Origin of the sequence: Mycobacterium sp. E1715 (genome assembly GCF_001667625.1) — a bacterium.
In the GTDB taxonomy this organism is placed as follows: Bacteria; Actinomycetota; Actinomycetes; order Mycobacteriales; family Mycobacteriaceae; genus Mycobacterium.
Genome location: NZ_LZJJ01000466.1, coordinates 1 through 701 on the forward strand (window position 1 = coordinate 1; position 701 = coordinate 701).

Genomic DNA, 701 nt, shown 5'->3' on the forward strand with positions numbered 1-701 from the left:
TCGCCCCGCAGGTCCCGCGCGACTACGACCCCGGCTACACCGCGGCGTTCGAGCAGCAGCTCGCCGAGCACGCCGGCACAGCTCGCGCAGGTCGCGCAGGTAGCGGGGGTCGTGGAAGCGCATCCCGCCGGCGCCCTGCACCACCGGTTCGACGATGACGGCCGCCAGTTCGCCGGCGTGCTCGGCGAGCTGCTGCTCGAACGCCGCGGTGTAGCCGGGGTCGTAGTCGCGCGGGACCTGCGGGGCGAACACCTGGCGGGCCAGGATGTCGGTCCACAGCGTGTGCATGCCGCCGTCGGGATCGCAGACGCTCATCGGCGTGAACGTGTCGCCGTGGTAGCCGCCCCGCCAGGTCATCAGCCGGTGCTTGCCGGGCCGGCCGCGGCTGCGCCAGTACTGAAGCGCCATCTTGACCGCGACCTCGACGGACACCGATCCGGAATCGCTGAAGAACACGGTGTCCAGCCCGGCCGGGGTGATGTCCACCAGCAGCTGCGCCAGCCGGGCGGCCGGTTCGTGCGTGAGCCCGCCGAACATGACGTGGTTCATCACTCCCAGCTGCGTGGTCAGCGCCGCGTCCAGCACCGGGTGGCCGTGCCCGTGAATCGCGGTCCACCACGAGCTCATCGCGTCGAGCGCCTCGATCGGCTCGCCGTCCCGGATCAACGTCAACGTGGCCCCCCGCGCGGCGACCGCGACCA

General features: G+C 72.0%; 1 pseudogene. It reads right to left on the reverse strand.

Annotated features, from left to right (window positions below):
• Positions 1-69: 69 nt before the first annotated feature.
• Positions 70-701, reverse strand: a pseudogene (locus A9X03_RS23515) (aminotransferase class III-fold pyridoxal phosphate-dependent enzyme); the annotation flags it as partial.